16 protein-coding genes are annotated in these 17,714 nt (G+C 73.7%); 8 read left to right on the forward strand and 8 right to left on the reverse strand.

The annotated features are described in order from the left end of the window. Positions 1–215 precede the first annotated feature (215 nt). The 5 genes from AMK16_RS06195 to AMK16_RS06215 form a co-directional block, all read right to left on the reverse strand. Entirely contained in the window at positions 216–2,276 is a 2,061-nt protein-coding gene (locus tag AMK16_RS06195) for a phosphocholine-specific phospholipase C (protein WP_073909497.1), read from the reverse strand. A 717-nt stretch (positions 2,277–2,993) separates the two neighbouring features. Then, complete coding sequence (gene msrB / locus AMK16_RS06200; RefSeq protein ID WP_073909498.1) at positions 2,994–3,401, reverse strand: peptide-methionine (R)-S-oxide reductase MsrB; 408 nt, start codon at positions 3,399–3,401, stop codon at positions 2,994–2,996. Between the two features lie 15 nt (positions 3,402–3,416). Continuing rightward, entirely contained in the window at positions 3,417–4,829 is a 1,413-nt protein-coding gene (gene murC / locus AMK16_RS06205; RefSeq protein WP_073909501.1) for a UDP-N-acetylmuramate--L-alanine ligase, read from the reverse strand. 55 nt (positions 4,830–4,884) lie between these two features. After that, on the reverse strand, positions 4,885–5,352 hold the full coding sequence (locus tag AMK16_RS06210; protein WP_073909502.1) for an indole-3-glycerol phosphate synthase: 468 nt from the start codon (positions 5,350–5,352) through the stop codon (positions 4,885–4,887). Between the two features lie 135 nt (positions 5,353–5,487). Beyond that, the gene (locus AMK16_RS06215; RefSeq protein ID WP_079191338.1) at positions 5,488–6,348 is read right to left on the reverse strand and encodes a pyrimidine reductase family protein; all 861 of its coding nucleotides are present in this window, start codon (positions 6,346–6,348) and stop codon (positions 5,488–5,490) included. A 96-nt stretch (positions 6,349–6,444) separates the two neighbouring features. On the opposite strand from AMK16_RS06215, the gene zapE reads away from it, so the two are divergent. From zapE to AMK16_RS06240, 5 genes are all read left to right on the forward strand, one after another. After that, complete coding sequence (gene zapE, locus AMK16_RS06220) at positions 6,445–7,503, forward strand: cell division protein ZapE (protein ID WP_199885379.1); 1,059 nt, start codon at positions 6,445–6,447, stop codon at positions 7,501–7,503. Between the two features lie 62 nt (positions 7,504–7,565). Beyond that, a complete protein-coding gene (locus AMK16_RS06225; RefSeq protein WP_073909506.1) occupies positions 7,566–7,994 on the forward strand; it encodes an OsmC family protein in 429 nt (142 codons plus the stop codon). Positions 7,995–8,605: 611 nt separating this feature from the next. Next, positions 8,606–9,961 carry an alkaline phosphatase PhoX gene (locus AMK16_RS06230; RefSeq protein WP_079191339.1) on the forward strand — a complete coding sequence of 452 codons (1,356 nt, stop codon included), beginning with the start codon at positions 8,606–8,608 and terminating at the stop codon, positions 9,959–9,961. A 228-nt stretch (positions 9,962–10,189) separates the two neighbouring features. Further along, positions 10,190–11,020 carry a PPK2 family polyphosphate kinase gene (locus tag AMK16_RS06235; protein ID WP_073909510.1) on the forward strand — a complete coding sequence of 277 codons (831 nt, stop codon included), beginning with the start codon at positions 10,190–10,192 and terminating at the stop codon, positions 11,018–11,020. 47 nt (positions 11,021–11,067) lie between these two features. After that, positions 11,068–11,937, forward strand: a complete 870-nt coding sequence (locus AMK16_RS06240; protein ID WP_073909513.1) for a polysaccharide deacetylase family protein — start codon at positions 11,068–11,070, stop codon at positions 11,935–11,937. Positions 11,938–12,094: 157 nt separating this feature from the next. On the opposite strand, the gene AMK16_RS06245 is transcribed toward AMK16_RS06240, so the two are convergent. Genes AMK16_RS06245 through AMK16_RS06255 form a run of 3 tightly spaced genes read right to left on the reverse strand, consistent with a single transcriptional unit; the run spans position 12,095 to position 14,048 of the window. After that, positions 12,095–12,304, reverse strand: a complete 210-nt coding sequence (locus tag AMK16_RS06245; RefSeq protein ID WP_073909514.1) for a hypothetical protein — start codon at positions 12,302–12,304, stop codon at positions 12,095–12,097. A gap of 10 nt (positions 12,305–12,314) precedes the next feature. Then, entirely contained in the window at positions 12,315–13,331 is a 1,017-nt protein-coding gene (locus AMK16_RS06250) for a DUF72 domain-containing protein (RefSeq protein WP_079191341.1), read from the reverse strand. A 42-nt stretch (positions 13,332–13,373) separates the two neighbouring features. Next, complete coding sequence (locus tag AMK16_RS06255; RefSeq protein WP_073909517.1) at positions 13,374–14,048, reverse strand: AIM24 family protein; 675 nt, start codon at positions 14,046–14,048, stop codon at positions 13,374–13,376. Positions 14,049–14,119: 71 nt separating this feature from the next. Between AMK16_RS06255 and AMK16_RS06260 the strand changes: the two genes are divergently transcribed. The 3 genes from AMK16_RS06260 to AMK16_RS06270 all read left to right on the forward strand — a co-directional run bounded on the left by AMK16_RS06260 (position 14,120) and on the right by AMK16_RS06270 (position 17,631). Continuing rightward, positions 14,120–14,869 (forward strand): aminoacyl-tRNA hydrolase, encoded by a 750-nt coding sequence (locus tag AMK16_RS06260; protein WP_073909519.1) that lies wholly within the window; start codon positions 14,120–14,122, stop codon positions 14,867–14,869. Between the two features lie 315 nt (positions 14,870–15,184). Next, entirely contained in the window at positions 15,185–16,567 is a 1,383-nt protein-coding gene (locus AMK16_RS06265; RefSeq protein WP_073909521.1) for a DUF692 domain-containing protein, read from the forward strand. Beyond that, a complete protein-coding gene (locus AMK16_RS06270; protein ID WP_107417054.1) occupies positions 16,564–17,631 on the forward strand; it encodes a TIGR04222 domain-containing membrane protein in 1,068 nt (355 codons plus the stop codon). Before AMK16_RS06265 ends, AMK16_RS06270 begins: the two co-directional genes overlap by 4 nt. The last annotated feature ends 83 nt before the right edge of the window (positions 17,632–17,714 follow it).

The following is a 17,714-nucleotide window of genomic DNA, read 5'->3' on the forward strand; positions in this document are numbered from 1 at the left end:
AGTTGAGAACTCCACCGGCATGACGCGGACCGTAGCCAGGCCCCACCCGTGATCGACGATCTTTCGGCGAACCCTTGTTCTGGGCACGATCGCTGTGCTAGCCGACCGTGATCGTTCTCAGCACGAACGGCTGGCTGTACCGATGTTTCCCAAGGCCGTGGCCGGCTGCCGGCCGCGCGCAGCCGGCAGCCGCGCGCGGACGGCGCAGGACCGGGTCAGACGGTTCTGATCGCCGGGTCGGAGACGCCCGGGGCGCCCGTTTCCACATGGCCGGCGAAGCGGCGCAGGAAGGTGGCGTCGGCGTCCGAGGCGATCGTGACGTCGTACCAGCGGCCGGTCGCGCCCAGGTCCACCGTGTGGGAGACGGTGGCGCCGGGTCCGACCCGGAAGGTCCGGGGCGCGCCGCCGTAGGCGTTGGCGACGGTGAGGTTGACCGCGGCCCTGCCGGAATTGGCCAGGGTCAATGCCAGGTTGCCGGTGGAGCCGACGTGGCGGGCCGTGACCTCGGGACCGGCCTTCTTCGCCGGGCCCTTCCAGGTGCGCAGGAAACCGTTCGGGCCCCAGACCGTGAGGTCGATCTGGTTTCCGGTGGAGCTGCTGGTGCTCCAGGTGTCCGAGAGGGTCCTGCCCGCCTCGACCGTGTAGGGCCAGGGACCGTCCGTGCGGTTGCCGGAGGTGCTGTGGAAGTGGGCGCCGAGGGTGGGGCCGGCGGCGAAGGTCAGGGTGAACTTGCCGGTGGACACGGTGGCCTTGCCGTCCACGTACGGGCTGTAGCCCAGGGCGCGGGTCCGCTTGGAGCCGGCCTCCTGCCGGGGCAGGGTGCCGGTGGCGGGCGGCACCGGGTGGTAGGACGGGTGGGCGTTGTGGTCCGGCGGGAGGTAGCCGGCCGTCGAAGGGAGCGCGGCCGGGGAGGCGTCCGGCTTCGTGAAGTCGAAGGCCGAGGTGAGGTCACCGCAGACGGCCCGGCGCCACGGCGAGATGTTGGGCTCGTGCACACCGAACCGCTTCTCCATGAAGCGGATCACCGAAGTGTGGTCGAAGGTTTCGGAGCAGACGTAGCCGCCCTTGCTCCACGGGGATACGACGATCATCGGGACGCGCGGGCCGAGCCCGTACGGTCCGGCCGCGTAGCCGCCGCCCCCGGCGTACAGGTCCTTCGACACGTCGGCCGTGGACAGACCCCAGGCGGAGGAGGCCGGCGGGTACGGCGGGACCACGTGGTCGAAGAAGCCGTCGTTCTCGTCGTAGGTGATGAAGAAGGCCGTCTTCGCCCACACCGCCGGATTGGCGGTCAGCGCGTCCAGGACCTGCGAGATGTACCAGGCACCGAAGTTGACCGGCCAGTTGGGGTGCTCGCTGAAGGCTTCCGGGGCGGCGATCCAGGAGATCTGGGGCAGCGTCCCGTTCACCACGTCGGCGCGCAGCCGGTCGAAGTAGCCGTCCCCCGCCTTCGCGTCGGTGCCGGTGCGCGCCTTCTCGTACAGGGCGCTGCCGGGCCGGGCGTTGCGGTAGGAGTTGAAGTACAGCAGCGAGTTGTCGCCGTAGTTGCCGCGGAAGGCGTCGCTGATCCAGCCCCAGGAGCCGGCCGCGTCCAGGCCGTCGCCGATGTCCTGGTAGATCTTCCAGGAGACCCCGGCGGCCTCCAGGCGTTCGGGGTAGGTCTTCCAGCCGTAGCCGGCCTCCTGATTGCCGAGGACCGGCCCGCCACCGGTGCCGTCGTTGCCGGTGTGGCCGGACCACATGTAGTAGCGGTTGGGGTCCGTGGCACCGATGAAGGAGCAGTGGTAGGCGTCGCAGACGGTGAAGGCGTCGGCGAGGGCGTAGTGGAACGGGATGTCGTTCCGGGTCATGTACGACATGGTCGTGGCGGTCTTGGCCGGCACCCACTTGTCGTACTTGCCGTTGTTGTGGGCCTGGTGGCCGCCGGCCCAGTCGTGATCGAGGCCCTCGACGAACTGCATCCCGAGGTCGTTGACCTGCGGGTGGAAGGGCAGGACGTCCTTGGTGCCGTTGGACTGGTGGAAGACGGACTTCCCGTTGCCCTGGAGGACCGGCCGCGGGTCACCGAAGCCCCGTACGCCCTTCATCGCGCCGAAGTACTGGTCGAAGGAACGGTTCTCCTGCATGAGGACGACGATGTGTTCGACGTCCTGGATCGTTCCCGTACTGCCCTGCGCCGGGATCGCGGCGGCCCGCGCGATGCTCGCGTCGAGCATCGCGGCGGCCGCGGTTCCTCCGGCGATCTGCAGGAACCTGCGGCGGTTGAGTTCTGCCATGGCGTGACGACCTCTGCGGGTGAGGGGGGAGTCGAGGGGCGCCCCAAGGACAGCGGCCCCGGGGTACCGGACGGGGATCCTTGCCTGACGCCCGGCCGTACAAACGGAGAACGGAAGGTCACTCGCCGGCGGCCCGCGCGCCGGCGAAGACGGCCAAGGCGATCCCCGTCGCCCAACAGCCCCCGTGGCCTCACCACTTCGGCTCCGCCGCCTGACCACTTCGGCTCCGCGGCCACACCGCGGGGCGCGGCGCGGCGCGGTAACCCACGGGAAGTGCTCCCTGCGGCCGGAGGGGCTGCCAGGATGGGCAGCGAGCTGCTCGGGCTCGGGATGTACGGATGGGTGTACGGGTCCTGCGGATGCGCGGATGGGGAGGGCGAGTCGACCGTGACCGAGGTCAGGGGGCCGAAGGTTCCGCCGTCCTATCCGCCGAAGAGCCCGCCGCCGCAGCGCAAACCGGTGGAGGCGCCCCGGCCGCATCCGGCCACCAAGCCGAAGGGCGGCGGGGTCCGCCCGGGGACCGCGTGTCGTCCCGGCGGCCGCCGCGGGCGTCGCAGGCGTCGCCGGTGGTGAACCGCGCGCCGCGCCGCAGGGACCGCGGCGACGCGGCCGGCGCCGGCTGGACACGTCCCGCCCCTCCCCGCCGCCCGGACACGGGAGGCCGGGTGCGTCCGGGGCCCGGGGCCGGGGGCGGTCCGCCCCCGGCCCCGGCCGCCCTCAGTCCTCGGCGGGGGTCAGGCGCAGGGAGATGGAGTTGATGCAGTACCGCTGGTCGGTCGGGGTGTCGTAGCCCTCGCCCTCGAAGACGTGGCCCAGGTGGGAGCCGCACTTCGCGCAGCGGACCTCGGTGCGGACCATGCCGTGCGAGGTGTCCGCGATCAGCTCGACCGCGTCGGTGTCCTTCGGGTCGAAGAAGGACGGCCAGCCGCAGTGCGACTCGAACTTTTCCGAGGAGCGGAACAGTTCGCTGCCGCAGCCGCGGCAGGAGTAGACGCCCTCCGTCTTGGTGTCGGTGTACTCACCGCGGAAGGCCGGCTCGGTTCCGGCGAGGCGCAGCACCTGGTATTCGGACGGGGTCAGCTCCGCCTGCCACTGCTCGTCCGTCTTCTCGACCTCGTACGCCATGACGTTCCCGCTCCCTCAGTTCGACGGCAGGGCCGGACGGATCGCCTCCAGGATCCGGGGTCCCAGATCCGTGACGTCGCCCGCGCCCATGGTGAGAACGAGATCGCCGGGCTTGGCCATTCCCGCGATGACGTCGGCGACCTCGTCCTTGCTGTGCTCGGCGCTCACGTCAGCGCCCGCGGCCCGGGCGGCAGCGATGATGAGCTCGCTGGTGACGCCGGGGATCGGGTCCTCGCGGGCCGGGTAGATGTCGAGGACCACCGAGGCGTCGGCGAGGGCGAGGGCCTGGCCCATTTCCTTGCCCAGTTCCTGCGTGCGGGAGAAGAGGTGGGGCTGGAAGACGACCAGGATCCGGGAGTCCCCGGCGGCGCCGCGGATGGCCTCCAGGTCTGCGGTCATCTCCGTGGGGTGGTGCGCGTAGGAGTCGATGACCTGGACGCCGGCCGCCTCGCCCTTGAGCTGGAGGCGGCGCTTGACGCCGGTGTACTTGCCGAGGGCGGAGGCCAGGTTGTGCGCCGGGATGCCGAGGGCGACACCGGCGGCCAGGGCGGCCACGGCGTTGTGCGCGTAGTGCCGGCCGGGCACCGAGACGGTGAAGGTGAGCATCCGGCCGTCCAGGACGACGGTGACCTCGCTGGTCAGACCGCGCGGGGTGATCTTGGTGATGCGGACGTCGGCCTCGGGCTCCTCGCCGTAGGTGACGACTGTGAGGTCCTCGCGGCCGGCGACGCGGCGGGCGATCTCGGCCGCGCCTTCCTGCCCGTGGGCGACGACCAGGGTGCCGCCGGGCACGACCTTGCCGACGAAGGTCTCGAAGGACTGGTAGATCTCCTCCAGCGACGCGTAGTTCGCGTGGTGGTCGAGCTCCGCGTTCAGGATGATCGCGACCTGCGGCGTGTACTTGTGGAAGGTGCGGTCGCTCTCGTCCGCCTCGGCCACGAAGATGTCGCCCTCGCCGTGGTGGGCGTTGGAGCCGGGCGCGTCCAGGTCGCCGCCGATGGCGTAGGAGGGGTCCAGGCCCAGGGCCGACAGGGACACCGCGAGCATCGAGGTGGTGGTCGTCTTGCCGTGCGTACCGGCGACGGCGATCGGACGCAGCCCGTCCATCAGGCCGGCGAGGGCGTCGGAGCGGTGCACGACGGGGATGTCCAGTTCGGCGGCGCGGGCCAGCTCGGGGTTGTCCGCGCGGATGGCGCTGGAGACGACCACGCACGTGGAGTCCGGGGCGAGGTTGCCGGCGTCGTGGCCGCCGTGCACCGTGACGCCGTGGCCGCGCAGGGCCTGGGCGGTCTCGGAGTCCCCGCGGCTGTCGCTGCCGGCGACCTGCGCGCCCCGCTGGGCGAGGATCTTCGCGATGCCGGACATGCCGGCGCCGCCGATGCCGATGAAGTGGGGCCGTTCCATGGCGGTCGGCAGGCCGGGCTTCATTCAGGTCGCTCCAGGGTCGAGAGTGCGGTGTGTGGTCGGGCGTGACCGCCCCAGCCTATTCGTTGTGGGCGAAGAGCTTGAGCACCGGAACGCCGACCTTGTGGCGGGCCCGGGAGGCCCAGTCGCGGTGGAAGAACTCCTCCACGAAGTGCGGGGCGGTCAGGACGATCACCTCGTCGGCCCCGGCCTCCTCCACGACGGCCTTGAGTTTGTCGAGCGGGTGGTTCCCGACGAGCCGGCCGGTGGCCTTGGCGCCCTTCTGGCGCAGGGCGTTCAGGGAGTGGGCGAGGGCCTGGGCGGCGGGTCCCCGGGCGGCCTCCCCCTCCGGCTCGTCCCCTTCGTGGAGGGCCTCGGGAAGCTCACCGAGCGCTACGTCGTCGATTGCGCGCAGCAGCCGGTCCTGGTCGCCCCGGGGTTGCATGAGCACGATGAAGGAGACCTGGTCGTCTCCGTGCAGGGTGGTGACGAAGTCCACGTCCACCGCGGTCAGCGGCTGCTCGATCATCAATACGCTCGTGAACACGGACGCCCTCTCCTTCATGGGCCGAGGCCGGCTGCCCAGCCCCTGCGGAAACCATCCTGCCCCGCTCTCACACGGGGCCTGCGCAGGTATATGTGCCCAGCGAAAGCTAAGCGGAACGGTGAATTCCGCCCCTTGTCAGATCCGACGGTAACGGGTGAAGAGGAACCCGGCCTCCTCCAGTACGCAGGCGGGCGCGAGCCGGTGCGGAACGGCGAGCGGGGGCCCGCCGGCGATCCTCTGGGCATCGCCCGCCGTGAGCACAGGGGAGATCGTCAGGCACAGCTCGTCCAGTGCGTCGGCGGCCACGATCTGGCCCAGCAGCCGGGGCCCGCCCTCGGTGAGCTGGCGGCGCAGCCCCCGCCCGGCGAGCTCCCGCAGGGCCCTGGCCGGATCCACGGAGGCCCCGTCCCCCGCCACCACGACCTCGGCGCCCGCCCTGACGGCCTCGGCGACCCTGTCGGCGGGCGCGGCGGCCCCGGTGACCACCAGGGTCGCCACGAGCGGGGAGGTGAACAGGGGCAGCGAGAAGTCCAGGTCCAGGCCGGCTGTGACCACCGCGATGGCGGGCGCGGGGCCCTGCCCGGCGGCCGCACGGCGGCCGGCGAAGGCCTCCCGCGCCCGGGCCGGCCGGTAGCCCTCCTGGCGAACCGTTTCGGCGCCGACGACCACCACATCGGCCAGCCCCCGCAGGGTGCCGAAGATGCGCATGTCGCTCTCGCCGGAGATGGGCTGCGAGCGGCCCTCGTGCTGGGCGGCGCCGTCCAGGGTCGAGACCATGTTCGCGCGCAGCCAGTGGGCGCCGTCCTCGAGGACCGGGTACGCGTACGCCTCGGCGAGCTCGTCCAGCGACCACTCCCGGTCCGCGAGAGGCCCCGACGGGTCCGGGGACCCGGGCCCCGGCAGGGGCTCGGACGGGCCGCGGGACGAGCCGTGGGACGGGGCCGTGGCCTGACCGGCCGCTGGTGTCTGATCGGTCACAGGGAACAGGCGTCGCATCGGTGCAGTGTGCCACGCCACGTAGAGTTGAGTGCTGTGTCAACTTCACTCTCCGCCTCCGGTCCCGCTTCCCGGCGGGCCGCGGGCAGGCCGCCGATAGCCGACGACGCGGGCCCGCAGTCCCTGTGCGCCCGTGAGCCGCGGGTGCCCGCCGAGCGGCTGGTGGCCGAGATGGTCCCGCCGCCCCGTTTCGACTCGGTGCGCTTCGACACGTACGAGCCCGACCCGGCCCAGCCGAGCCAGTCCGAGGCCGTCACCGTGCTGAGCGGCTTCGCCGGCGGCCTCGGCGGAGCGCACGCGAGCGGCGCCGGCAAGCGCCGCTGGTTCGCGAAGAAGCCGGCGGCTCCGGCCGGCCCGCGCGGGGTCTACCTCGACGGCGGCTACGGCGTCGGCAAGACCCACCTGCTCGCCTCGCTGTGGCACGCCACCCCGGCCGAGCCCGCGCTCAAGGCGTTCGGCACCTTCGTGGAGCTGACCAACCTGGTCGGCGCGCTCGGTTTCCAGCAGACGGTGCAGACCCTGGGCGGCCACCGCCTCCTGTGCATCGACGAATTCGAACTGGACGACCCGGGCGACACCGTCCTGGTCTCCTCGCTGCTCAGCCGCCTCGTGGAGCAGGGCGTGGCGCTGGCCGCCACCTCCAACACGCTGCCCGGCAAGCTCGGCGAGGGCCGCTTCGCCGCCGCGGACTTCCTGCGGGAGATCCAGGGGCTGTCGGCGCACTTCCGCCCGCTGCGGATCGACGGCCAGGACTACCGTCACCGGGGTCTGCCAGAGGCGCCGGCGCCGTTCTCCGACGAGCAGGTCACCAAGGCCGCGTACGCCACCCCGGGCGCGAGCCTGGACGACTTCCCCGGCCTGCTGGAACACCTGGCCCGGGTGCACCCCAGCCGCTACGGCGCGCTCACCGACGGGATCGCGGCGGTCTGCCTGACCGACGTCGGCCCGGTGCCGGACCAGTCGACGGCCCTGCGGCTGGTGGTGCTGGCCGACCGGCTGTACGACCGCGAGGTCCCGGTCCTGGCCTCCGGGGTGCCCTTCGACAAGCTGTTCAGTGAGGACATGCTGGCCGGGGGGTATCGGAAGAAGTACTTCCGCGCCATATCTCGGCTCACCGCGCTGGCGCGCGACGCGAAGCCCCTGGTGTCCCAGTAGGTTTGGCAGCGCCGGGCCCTTCCGGGGGTCCGGCCGTTTCCACTTCTGCGAAGGGATCCACCATGGCCGCCACACGCAACGCGCACGCAGTCTGGGAAGGCGACCTGCTGACCGGCAAGGGAGTCGTCACCCTCGACTCGTCCGGTATCGGCAGCTACCCCGTCTCCTGGCCGGCGCGCACCGACGAGCAGGCGAACGGCCGGACCAGCCCGGAAGAGCTGATCGCCGCCGCGCACTCCAGCTGCTTCAACATGGCGTTCTCGAACGGACTGGCGAAGGCGGGCAACCCGCCGGCCAAGCTGACCACCTCGGCCGCGGTCACCTTCGTCCCCGGCGAGGGCATCACCGGCATCCACCTCACCGTGGAGGGCGAGGTGCCGGGCCTGGACGACGACGCGTTCGTCGCCGCGGCCGAGGACGCGAAGAAGAACTGCCCGGTCAGCCAGGCCCTGACGGGCACGAAGATCACCCTGAGCGCCAAACTCGTCTGACCGCCTGCGGGGAGGCCCCGACGCCCGTCCGTCCGGTGGGGCCGGGCCGGGGCCGGGTCGGGGGCTCGGCCCCCGACGGCACGCCCGGGGCCGGCCTCGCGCCGGCCTCCGCGCCCGTCCCCGGCGGGGAACCGGAACGCAGCCGCCCCGCCCGGTGCCACGCCCCCGGGGCCGGCCGGGCGTCGCTCCCGCCGGGTCACTCGCCGCCCCGGGGCGAGCGGGCATCCGGTGGTCGCCGGCCCGGCCCGGCGACCGGTACGGGGAGGCCGAGCCCCGGCAGCCTCCCCGCCCGCCCGGCAGGGACCGCCTGCGCCCGCGGCCCGGCGCCGTCCTCGGGGGCCGGACGGGGCCGGACGGGGCCGCACCCCCCGCCGGGTCACGTAGCGCCCTCGCGCGGTCGGGCACCCGACGCGGGGACTGCCCGGGACGGCGACCGGAACGCCGGTACGGGGAGGCGGAGCCTCGGCAGCCCTTGCGCCCGCCCGCTCGGTCGGCATCTCGGGGCGGCCCGCGCAGGGGAGTGACATCTCGGCGGGGGCCGCGTGTGAGGCTGGGAGGTGCGTGGTACCACGGGGCCGTCACCCGCTTCACTGCGCCGCCGGGAGTTGCCGATGTCCGTCACCCGACGAAGCCTGCTCGCCGCCGGCGGGATCGCCTTCAGCGGGGCGCTCGGCGCCCTCTTCACCTCCGCCGGCGCCGGCCGGGCCGCGGACTCCCCTCCGACTCGGGGGTACGGGCCGCTGGTGCCCGATCCGCGCGGGCTGCTCGACCTGCCCGCCGGGTTCGCCTACCGGGTCCTCTCCCGCGCGGGCGACCCGCTGCGCTCGGGCGGGGGCACCGTCCCGGCCAACTGCGACGGCATGGCCGCCTTCGGCGCCGGCCGCGGCCGTGTGCGGCTCGTCCGCAACCACGAGAACCGCGCTACCGCCACCCTGCGCGTCCCCGCCGTCGCCGGGCTCACCTACGACCCCGGCGCCCTGGGCGGCTGTACGGTCCTGGAGCTGGACGCGACCGGCGCCGTCACCGGCGAGCGGGTCGCCCTCGCCGGTACGGCCGTCAACTGCGCCGGCGGCCGGACCCCCTGGAACACCTGGCTGAGCTGCGAGGAGACCGAGGACCGCGCGGGCACCACCGGTTACACCAGGGACCACGGCCACGTCTTCGAAGTCGACCCGGCGGACCCGCACCGCAGCGGCGCGGTCCCGCTCACCGCGATGGGCCGCTTCGCGCACGAGGCCGTCGCCGTGGACCCGTACCGCGGGATCGTCTACGAGACCGAGGACGCCTTCATCGAGCCGTTCGGGCTGTTCTACCGCTTCCTTCCCGCACGGCCGCTCGGCGGCCCGGGCTCGCTGCGGGCCGGCGGCGCCCTGGAGGCCCTGCGCGTGCCCGGGCTGGCCGACCTGTCCGTGGTGGACGAGCCCGGGGCCCGGTTCCCGGTGGAGTGGGTCCCCGTACCCGACCCGGCGGCGGCCCGGACCCCGATCCGGTTCCAGGACTTCGGGAAGGGCGGCATCACCCACGCGCAGAAGCTGGAGGGCTGCTACTGGGGCGGAACCGGCGTCCACTTCGTCTCCAGCTACGCCCGCAGCCTGGAGGGCGCGGGCGCCGACCACCACGGGCAGGTGTGGTTCTACGACCCGGTGCGCGCCCAGCTCCGGCTGGACGTGCTCTTCGGCCCGGCGACCGACGTCGCACTCCCCGGGGACTCCCCCGACAACATCTGCCTGGCCCCCGACGGCGGCCTCATGGTGTGCGAGGACGGCGGCGGGGCGCAGTACGTCTTCGGCGTGACGATCGGCGGCGAGGTGTACCCGGTGGCCCGCAACGCCCAGGACATCGGGCGGCCGGGGGCCCCGGAGTGGGGGGAATTCGCCGGGGTCACCTTTTCCCCCGACGGACGGACGATGTACGTCAACGCCTACGCCCCGGGGACCACCTTCGCGGTGACCGGCCCCTGGCACTGATCTCGCGGATCCGCTCGTCCTGCCGCAGGATCGAACGGAGTCGACGGGACAGGACGGGGGCGGTGGGCCATGGCCGGGAAGCGGCACGGGAAGCGGCACGGGAAGCGGCACGAAGATCGGCACGAAGAGCAGCGGCGCGCGAAGCACGGGCCGAAGGCAGGGCCCGGGAACGCAGGGGCAGGGAACGCAGGGCCCGGGAACGCAGGGGCAGGGAGCGCGGGCGGGTCGTTGCGCGACCTGTTGCGCGTGCCGGCCGGGAAGCGGCCCGGGCTCCACCGCCTCGACACCGCCTCGACCCCCGCCGCTCCTGCGGGCAAGGCGGCCGGGCGGGCGGCCACGGCCCGGATGGCGCCGGAGCTCGCCTCACTCCAGGAGCGGCTCTACGCGGCCAGCACCGCCGGCGACCGCCGCCGCCTCCTGCTCGTCCTGCAGGGCATGGACACCAGCGGCAAGGGCGGCACCGTCAAGCACGTGACCGGGCTGTTCAACCCTTCCGGCTGCCGCATCAAGGCGTTCAAGGCGCCCACGCCGGAGGAGCACAACCACCACTACCTCTGGCGCGTCATGAACGCCCTCCCCCAGCCGGGCGAGATCGGCATCTTCGACCGTTCGCACTACGAGGACGTCCTCGTCACCCGTGTGCACGAGCTGGTGCCCCGCGCCGTCCTGGACCACCGCTACGAGGAGATCAACCGCTTCGAGCAGTCCCTCGCCGACGCCGGCGTGACCGTGGTGAAGGTCTTCCTCCACCTCGGCTACGAGGAGCAGCGCGAGCGTCTCCTGGCACGGCTCGACAACCCCGACAAGCACTGGAAGTTCACCTCGGGCGACATCGAGGAGCGCGGCCTGTGGGACGCCTACCAGGAAGCGTACGAGGTGGCGCTGGAGCGGTGCTCCGGCGAGGCCGCGCCCTGGTTCGTCGTCCCCGCGGACCGCAAGTGGTACCGCAACTGGGCCGTCAGTACGCTGCTGCGCGAGCACCTGGAGGAGATCGGTCCGCGGTATCCCGAAGGGCACTTCGATGTCGGGGAGTGCCGCACCCTCCTACTTGGCACATAGTCATATATTTTGCCTATGTGACCATTTCTGCGCGTAAAGTGGCGGCCATGGCCGTCCTCGGTGCCGCCCTCGCGGGATGCGGGAGCGGCGCCGGCCCGTCCGACGCCGGCCGCGCCGCCCGTATGGGAACCCACGCGGCGACGACCTCCGCCGCCCCCTCGGCGGCCGGCTCCGCCCCGGCTTCCTCCGCCGCACCTCAGGCCGGTCCGCCGGCCAAGGTGCCCACCATGGCACCCGGCCCGAACGGCCTGACCCCGGTCTTCGAGCGGACGAAGCAGAGCAGCGACAAGGCCGTGGCGCTGACCTTCGACGCCGACATGACCTCCGACCAGGGGCCGCGCGCCGCGGACGGGGAACACTTCGACAACCCCCAGCTGATCTCCACCCTGCGCGCCCTCGGGGTACCGGCCACGGTCTTCATGACGGGCCGCTGGGCCGAGGAGTACCCGGACCAGGCGAAGGCGATCGGCACGGACGCGAACTTCGAGATCGCGAACCACTCGTACAGCCACCACGCCTTCAAGTCCCCCTGCTACGGGCTTCCCTCGCTCGACGGAGCGGCCGCCCGCGCGGACGTGGACCGGGCGTTCGCCGCCTTCCGGAAGGCGGGGGCGGTCAACACCGTCCCCTACTTCCGCTTCCCCGGCGGCTGCTACGACGACGGGGCGCTGCGGGCCCTTGCCGCCGCCAAGGTCACGGCCGTCCAGTGGGACGTGGTCAGCGGGGACGCCTTCGCCAAGGACCCGGACGCGGTGGCCGAACAGGTCCTGGCGGGAGTGAAGCCCGGTTCGGTGGTGGTCATGCACTGCACGCGCAGCGCGGCGCCGGTCACCGAGGAGGCCGTCCGCAGAATCGTCCCCGAGCTGCGCAAGCGCGGCTACCGCTTCGCGAAGGTCTCCGAGCTCATGGGCAGGTGACCGCCGGCGCCGCCGACACGACACGCCGGACAATGCCCCGCCGCCCGATACCCGGCCGGCCCGATCCGGACCGGCCGGTCAGCCGGAGGGGCGGGACCCCCGGGGAAAGCGGGCCGGCCGGCGGGTCACCCGGGGAAGCAGGCGAGCCGGAGGCGGCTCAGCCCGAACAGGCCGTGCGCTGCGCCTCCTGCCACTCGCACACCGGGCAGAGCACCACGCCCGGCGTCGCGACCCCGTACTCGGTGGGCCTGCCGCACTCCAGGCAGTCGGCGTAGGGCGGCCCCTCCACCCGGGCGGCCGGTACGGCGGGCGCGGGGCAGTAGGCGGTACCGGGGTCCTGGGCGGTGTCCTTCGCTGCCTGGTCCATGGCTTCGAGCCTACCCACCCGCGCGCCGCACCGGCGATGCCGTCTGACGGATGCCGCCCTCCCCGTCCCGGGAGGCGCCGACGCAGCTCAGGCCGGGGCCTGCTCCTTCGGTCCGGGTCCGGGTTCCGTCCCCGCCCTCGCTCCCGCCCCCGCCCCCGCCCCCGCCGAGCATCCGCAGCATCGTCTCGGCTGCCCGCACGGAGGCGTCCGCGCAGCAGTTGTTGAACAGCACGTGCACGGATGCGGCCCGCGACGCCATCTCCCGTACCCGCGGCACCCACGGCGCCAGCTCCGCCTCCGTGTACGCGTGGCGGTACTTCTCCTCCTTGCTGCCGGGACCGCTGGAACCCCACGCGGGGTTGCGCCCGTGGAAGCGCACGACGGCCAGCTCCGGAGCGGTGACGACCGCGACCGGCGGAACGGACGCGGGCAGGCCCTGGACCGTGTCGACGGCCACGGCCGTCATCCCGTACCGGGCCAGCAGTTCGGCGGTGAGCGTCCGCCGCTCCTCCTGCCACCACCCGGGATGGCGGAACTCCACGGCCACCGGCCAGCCCGCCGTCCGCGCGGCACATTCGCCGATCACTTCCTCGGCCCGCGCTCCGGGAGCGAGCGACGGCGGGAACTGGAACAGCAGGGTCCCGAGCCGGCCGCCCTCGCGCAGCGGTTCGAGCGCGCCGCTGAAGCGCTCCCACACCTCCTTGCGAAGCGCGTCGTCGGGGCGCGCCCAAGTGCCCCCGCCCCGGCGCAGGTCGGCGGGGAGGGCCGCGGTCCGGGTCGGGTGACCGGTGAGGAGGGAGAACGCCTTGACGTCGAACGTGAAGCCGGGCGGGGTCCGCTGCACCCACAGCCCGCTGTTGCGGGTGCTCGGCAGCGCGTAGTAGGTGGAGTCGACCTCGACGACCGGGAAACGGGTGGCGTAGTGCCTCAGCCTCCCCTCCGCGTCCCGTTTGCCGGCGGGGTACCACCCGCTGGCGACCAGTGCCGGATCCGTCCACGAACACGCGCCCACCGAGATCTCTGCCATGCGGGCGCGTGTACCCACCCCCGCCCGCCGGTACCGGTCCGGTCAGTGCGCGGCGGCCGTCTCGGTGACCTCGCTCGGGCGGACGATGACGAAGCCCTCGCCGCGCAGCATCAGCTGGACGGCCTCACCGGAGCCGCCGCGGATCATCGAGCCGACCGACTGGGAGCGGTGCAGGCCGGTCTCCAGCGAGGCGCTCCAGCCGACCACCGCGTCCGTGTCCACGTAGACGGGGGCCTGCGCGGTGACCGGGATGATGATCGGGTTGCCGTCGCAGATGACGGCCAGTTTGCCGGTGCCGGTGAAGACGCTGTTGAAGAGGCCGCCGCCGGTCATGCCGGCGCCCTTCACCATCTTGATCTCGTAGGAGAGGGTGGGGTCGAAGCAGAGCACGTTGCGGCCGTTGACCGTCAGGGCGTCGCCGGGTTCGAAGTCGATGATGAAGCAGTTTGCGGCCTGGTGCGCGAACCACGCCTCGCCCTGGCCCCGTACGGACATCAGGGCCAGCCCCTCGCCCGTGACGGCGCGCTTGAGCATGCCGCCTATGCCCTGTCCCTTGCGCTCGAACTGGAGGTTGCCGCGGAAGGCGACCATCGAGCCCTGACGGGCCAGCATCTCGCCGTTGACGGCGTATTTCACGGACTTGGCGTTCTGCAGGGTCATGCCGGGGGTGACGGCCGACTGGGCCAGGTTCTCGGAGGCAAAAAGATCGCTCTTCATGACGTCGATCCTCGCCGGGAGCGAGCACCCTCGACATCATCCTGAAGGGGGAGCCTGGCATGCTTGGCAGGATGAGCAGCCGGCACACCGATGACATCACGGACGTACCCGCCGTCGGGGCGGACAGCCCCTTCCGGCAGAAGCACGTCGTGCGCGACGAGGCCCCGCAGTTCGTCCTGCCGTTGGTGGTGCGGATCGAGAAGGCGCAGCCGCCCGCCCGGACGGACGCGCTTCAGACGGCGGCCCGCGCCGTGCTGGTGCTGCTGAGCGACGAGCGGGCGCGGGGCGAGGGCGAGTGGGCCGAAGCGGTCCGGGACTGGCAGGACGCGCGGATCCGCAAGGTGGTCCGGCGGGCGCGCGGGGCGGAGTGGCGCAAGGCGCAGACCCTGCCGGGCGTCACGGTGCACGGCGACGCCGCCGAGGTGCGGGTCTTCCCGCCGGTGCCGCTGGACGGCTGGCCCAGGGAATTGGCCAGGCTCCAGGTCTCGGGCACCGACCTGGACGACCCGGAGCCGCCCGCGCCCGCCGCCCCGGGGCTGCCGGTGCTGTGGCTGAATCCCGGCCTCGACATGTCGGCGGGGAAGGCGATGGCCCAGGCCGGGCACGCCGCGCAGTTGGCGTGGTGGGAGCTGACGGGCGCAGAGCGCGCCGCGTGGCAGGACTCCGGTTTCGCGCTGGCCGTACGGACGGCCGCGCGCGAGCGGTGGGCGGAGCTGAGCGGGAGCGGGCTGCCGGTGGTCCGGGACGCCGGCTTCACCGAGATCGCACCGGGCTCGTGCACGGTGGTGGCGGACCACTCGGCGCTCCGGGCCCGCCTGTGACCGGCCGGGGCGTTGACCGGCCGGGGTGTTGACGGGTTGGGACATGTGACCGGCTGAGTACGCGACCGGCCGGGGCCTGTGACCAGGGGGCTTGTTGTCGCCCGGGTCCGGGACCGGCCCGATCCCGGGGCCCGGCGGCCGCGGCACGCCCGCTTCGGGCCGCCCGCTCCGGGCCCCGCCGCGCTGTCCTGCGGGGGCCTGCGGGAACCTCAAATGTTGCTCTGAACGTCCCTCTTCGCGGTTGGCCCGTCTCCGCCGGGGCCATGACATCGGCACAACGGTGCGGCGAGCGGCGCCGAGAGGGGGCGAGGGGACATGAAGCCCATGGCACACCTGGGGGTGGGCATCGGCTGGCGGCCGGAGATCGCGGACGCGATCGAGCGGCTGCCCGGCCTGGACTGGGTGGAGGTGGTGGCCGAGAACATCTGCCCGGACCATCTCCCCGAGTCCCTGCTGAGGCTGCGCGGGGCCGGCACGCGCATCGTGCCGCACGGGGTCTCACTCGGCCTCGGCGGCGCCGACCGCCCCGACCCGGCGAAACTGACGGCGCTCGGGGAGCGGGCGGTGGCGCTGGGGGCGCCCCTCGTCAGCGAGCACATCGCCTTCGTCCGCACCTCCTCGCCCGCGCTGGAGGCGGGCCACCTGCTGCCTGTGCCGCGGACGCGCGACGCGCTGGCCGTGCTGTGCGAGAACGTGCGCATCGCGCAGGACGCCCTGCCCGTGCCCCTCGCGCTGGAGAACATCGCCGCGCTGCTCTCCTGGCCCGGCGAGGAGCTGACGGAGGCGCAGTTCCTGACGGAACTCGTCGAGCGGACCGGCGTCCGGCTGCTCATCGACGTGGCCAACCTGCACACCAACCGGGTCAACCGGGGCGAGGACCCGGCTGCCGTGCTGGACGCGATCCCGCTGGAGGCGCTGGCGTACGTGCACGTGGCGGGCGGCATCGAGCGGGACGGGGTCTGGCACGACACCCACGCGCACCCGGTACCGCCGGTGGTGCTCGACCTGCTGGCCGAGCTGCGCTCCCGGGTCGACCCGCCGGGGGTCCTCCTGGAACGGGACGACGACTTCCCGCCGGAGACGGAACTGGCCGGCGAACTGTCCGCCATCCGCACGACCCTGGCGAGCACGACACCGGCGATCACCACCCTGGCAAGCCGCACCCCGGCAAGCACGTCCGTCGCAAGCGCGACCCGGCGCCCCCCGGCGGCGACCGCGGTGTCGACCGCCGTTGCGCCCGCGGCGCCCGCCCGCGAGCGGGACGCCGCCGACGGGGGCGGCGCCGACGAGACCGTCCGCACCCGCGTCGCGCTGGGACAGGCCGCACTGCTGTCGGCCCTGGTGGCCGGCACCCCCGTGCCCGAGGGCTTCGACCGCGGGCGCGTCCGGGTGCAGGCCCGGGCGCTGGCCGCCAAGCGGGCCGGGGTGGTGGCCGGGCTGGCCCCCGAACTGCCCGCGATCCTGGGCGGCGAGGCCCCGTACCGCGCGGCCTTCCTCACCTACGCCAAGGGCCGTCCCATGACGGCGGGCTACCGGCGGGACGCGCTGGACTTCGCCGAGCACCTGCTGATCCGCGACCTGCCGGCCGATCAGGCCGCCCGGCGCCGGCTCACCGCCTGGTGGCGGGACCGGGCCGGGGCGCGGCCGCCCCGGCGGGTCGTGCGCTGGGCCCGGGCGCTGGTGGGGAGAACGGCATGAACCTCCTCGTCCTCGCGATCTGGACGGCCGTCGCCGTCTCCAGCGGGCTGCTGGTTCGCGGCCTGCGCCGCTCCCGGCCCCGGCCGCCGGCGGGGCCGCCGCCGACCCTGCACGACCTGTCCGAGGCCGCGTTCGTCGCGGGCGGCCCCGGCGCCGTCGTGGACACCGCCCTCGTCTCCATGCTCGCGGACGGCAGGCTGGTCGTCGGCGGCCCGGGCATCGTCCACGTCCGGCCCGGGGCGCGCGCCGCCGATCCAGCCGAGCGCGCCGTCCTCCACGCCCACCGGGGGGCGCCTTCGGGCTGGCTGTACCAGGTGCGCTACGCCGCCATGCTCGACCCGGCCGTCCAGGAGACCGGGGACGCCCTGGCCGCCCGCGGGCTGATCGCACCGCCGGGTTCCGGGCGGACGTGGCGACGCCGGGGGCTGGTGCAGGCCGCGGTGTGCGGACTGCTGGTGCCGCTGTCGCTGCCCCTGACCTTCGTCGCGTTCGTCCTGGACCCGGGCACGCACGTGCCGTTCATCCTGAAGGTGCTGCCCGCCCTGCTGGCCGGGATCCTCGTCGGGGCCCTCTGCGCCGGGCGGGCCCGGCTGCGGATCACCCCGGCCGGGCAGCGGGCGCTGCGCGAGATCCGCGCCCACCACCTCCACGACCGGACCCCGCAGGTGCAGACGGCGCTGTTCGGGCTGCGCGGCCTGCGGGACCCGTTCCTGCGCGCGCAGCTGGTGCCCGCCGCGCGCGGCACCCGGCTGGCGGCGGCCCAGTCCCGCTCCCGTTCGTACCACCCGGGCACCTCGTACGGCTCCGCCACCGACCTCGTGCCGGTGGTGGTCTGGTGCGCCGGGAACGACGGCGGCGGGGGCGGCGCGAGCGGGTCCGGCTGCGGCTCCGGCTCGGGGTGCGGCTCGCCGGGCAGCAGCTGTTCCTCGGGTTCGGGTTGCGGTTCCTCCGGCAGCAGCTGCGCAAGCGGTGGTTCCAGCTGTTCCAGCGGGGGTTCGAGCTGCTCCGGCAGCAGCTCCAGTTGCGGCGGTTCGTCCGGTTCCAGCTGCTCCAGCAGTTCCTGACCGCCCATCGGACACGCCACGACGTGCGCGCACCCCGGCTGGGGGTCGGGTACGGCAACCGGGGGCGGATCCCCCGGCAACGG

Origin of the sequence: Streptomyces sp. CB00455 (assembly GCF_001905445.1) — a bacterium.
Classification (GTDB): Bacteria; Actinomycetota; Actinomycetes; order Streptomycetales; family Streptomycetaceae; genus Streptomyces.